Here is a 2,514-nt window from a genome sequence, read left to right as displayed (position 1 = left end):
TGCAGGATTTCCGCTCGTGCCCGAGGAGTGCCGGCGACCGTGCGGGAAAACCGAGGGCGACCCGGCGGCGCGCCCTGCTAGCTTCGCGGAAGCCGTGCCGGAGAACGAGGAGGTGACACCCGTGAACGCATCGACAGGGGTGCTCCCCTCCATGGCCGCGGTCGGGCGGTAGGTCGTCCGGGAGCGCCGCGAACCGCGCACTCCCGAAAGGCACGACCATGCGATTCACCGCTGAACGACGCCTCGACGACGGCGTCCTCGAGCGCGACTTCATCCTCGGCGTGGTCCCCGGCGTCCTGTGGACGCCGCGGGCGGCCTCGGCGCCCGCGCCGCTGATCCTGCTCGGCCACCCCGGCGGCCTCCGCGCCATGTACCCCCGGCTCGTGGCCCGGGCCCAGAGCTCCGCCGCGAAGGGTTTCGCGGCGGCGACCGTGGAGCTCCCCGGGTGCGGAGACCGACCGCGCTCCGCCGCCGCCGACGCGGCGCGTGCCGACCTGCGTCGGGCGATCCGGGGCGGCGATCCGGTCGACGAGATCGTCGACCGGCTCGTGCTCCCGCTCGTCGACGTGGCCGCCCCGGAATGGCGGGGCGCCCTGGACGCCCTCCTCGCGTTGCCGGACATCGGCGGGCCGGTCGGGTACGCGGGAGGGGTGATGGCCATCGGCGTGCGACTGGCGGTGGTCGAGCCGCGCATCGCCGCCGCGGTGCTGTTCGCCGGGAGCTTCGTTCCCCGGTCGACGTTCGACGAGGCCCGGCGGGTCTCGATCCCGCTGCTGGTCCTGCTGCAGTGGGACGACGAGGACAACGACCGGCAGATGGCGCTGGACCTGTTCGACGCCTTCGGCAGCCGGGAGAAGACGCTGCACGCCAACACCGGCGGGCACACCGGGGTCCCGGCGTTCGAGGGCGAGGACGGGAACCGGTTCTTCGTCCGGCACCTCGGGTGACTCGTCACCGGTGGTCGCCCGGCGCGCCGCGAGACCGGCCGGCGGCGTCGGGGAGCGCGCCACACCGCGCCCGGGCACGCCGACGGCGAACCCTCCGGCGGACTCCACCGCGAGATCTGCCCGGCAACGGCGTCGTGCCACCCCTCGTGAGCTGATCGCATCCGTCCGACGAGGTGCCACGCCCGATCGCGCGCGCGACGGGTGGCGACCTCGAGGCGCCCCGTCCGCGTCGGTCACCGCGTCGTCGACGGCGCCTCCGCGAGTCCCGTGGCACCGCAATCGGGGCTGCGGCGTGAGACCTCTCCGGGACGTGGATGCCGGAGGGCACCGACCGAGGCACCGGACTCGGTGGCGCAGGGACGACTCGCGCCTCGCGGGCGGGTCTCGGAGGGCCGGCGACCGCAGCGAGGGGCGGCGAGCGCGACGACGTGCCGGACGGAGAAGCGGAACCGGTCGTCGACCGGTGCTGTCCGGGCGAGCCCGGCGCCGCGGTCGTGGGTGTCTTCCACCGGACGCCGGTCGAGCAGGTCCGCGCGGACCGCGGCCCGGCGAGGCAGCGGCAGAGGACGCGTCGCCACGTCAGGGTCGCGGATTCGCCGTGGGGCGATCGCCCGGGGGCGTGTCGGGTGCCGACCCGGATCCGAGGACCCGGGTCTGCCTCGACCCCACCCGGTGTCCGGCGACGAACGCCCCGGATCGGAGCGCGGGTGGCCCTGCGCGCGAGCCGTCGCGGCGGGCGACCCGGCGTCGCCTCGCGGACGTAGGGTGACGTCATGACCGCGGCCGCCTCACCCCACCCACCGGAGGGCGGGCGCGCGTGGGCGGAGGCCACGCCGGGCCAGGTGCGGGCAGCACTCGCCCCGGAGAGCGCCACCGAGTTCGACCGGCAATGGCGCGCCGCCCTCGCCGGGGCAGCCGAGTCCTACGACCTCTCGACCGTCCACGCCTGCCTCGACGCCTGGCGACGCGTCGCCGAGGTCACCGCGGCGGCCGGCGGCGCGGAGGGGTACCGACGACTCCGGGCGCGTGCCGCTGAAGCGCTCGACCGCGAGGTGCCGGCGGCGCGATGGTCCGAGGTGCGTGCCGAGCTCGGCCTGTAGGTGGCCTACGCGATCGACGCCGCCTCGGTGCGCGGTGAGCTCGAGGCACTCCCACGTCCGGCCCTCGTCGCCCTCGCCGAGGTCCTGGCCGTCCTCGAGGTGTCGCCGTGGTCTGGCGAGCCGCTCGTCGACCGCAACCCTGGCGGCGCGGTGCGGACGATGCCGTTCGGCGCCGCGGGCCTGGTGACGTACGTGGTCGTCGAGCAGTTCGAGCGCGTAGACCTGCTCCAGGTGCACTGGGCCGGGTAATGACTGAGCCGCCGCACCGGCACCGGCGCGGCGGCCCCGAGGCCGCCCGACCTGCGACGACAGTGGGACACCACCCCCCGTGAGAGCCCGGATCATCGGCCCTGTAGTGTTTCCGCCGTCGCCGAGACAAGAGTGGTTGTACCTGGTCCGGTGGATGCAGTAACCTAGGAAGGTCGCCCTCCTGAAGGTTCGCCCCGGATCGGGCGGGTTGGACGGCG

General features: G+C 75.2%; 3 protein-coding genes. All 3 read left to right on the top strand.

Translation table 11 applies throughout. The features are described 5' to 3' along the window. The first annotated feature begins 218 nt into the window (after window positions 1-218). The 3 genes from ACR9E3_RS32430 to ACR9E3_RS32420 all read left to right on the top strand — a co-directional run bounded on the left by ACR9E3_RS32430 (window position 219) and on the right by ACR9E3_RS32420 (window position 2,296). The gene (locus ACR9E3_RS32430; RefSeq protein ID WP_460385198.1) at window positions 219-947 is read left to right on the top strand and encodes a dienelactone hydrolase family protein; all 729 of its coding nucleotides are present in this window, start codon (window positions 219-221) and stop codon (window positions 945-947) included. A gap of 773 nt (window positions 948-1,720) precedes the next feature. Beyond that, on the top strand, window positions 1,721-2,047 hold the full coding sequence (locus tag ACR9E3_RS32425; protein ID WP_460385196.1) for a DUF6247 family protein: 327 nt from the start codon (window positions 1,721-1,723) through the stop codon (window positions 2,045-2,047). Then, window positions 2,048-2,296 (top strand): hypothetical protein, encoded by a 249-nt coding sequence (locus ACR9E3_RS32420; RefSeq protein ID WP_460385194.1) that lies wholly within the window; start codon window positions 2,048-2,050, stop codon window positions 2,294-2,296. Window positions 2,297-2,514: the final 218 nt, after the last annotated feature.

This window comes from Actinomycetospora sp. C-140, from assembly GCF_054796175.1.
This window is presented reverse-complemented; position numbering and strand designations above follow the sequence as displayed.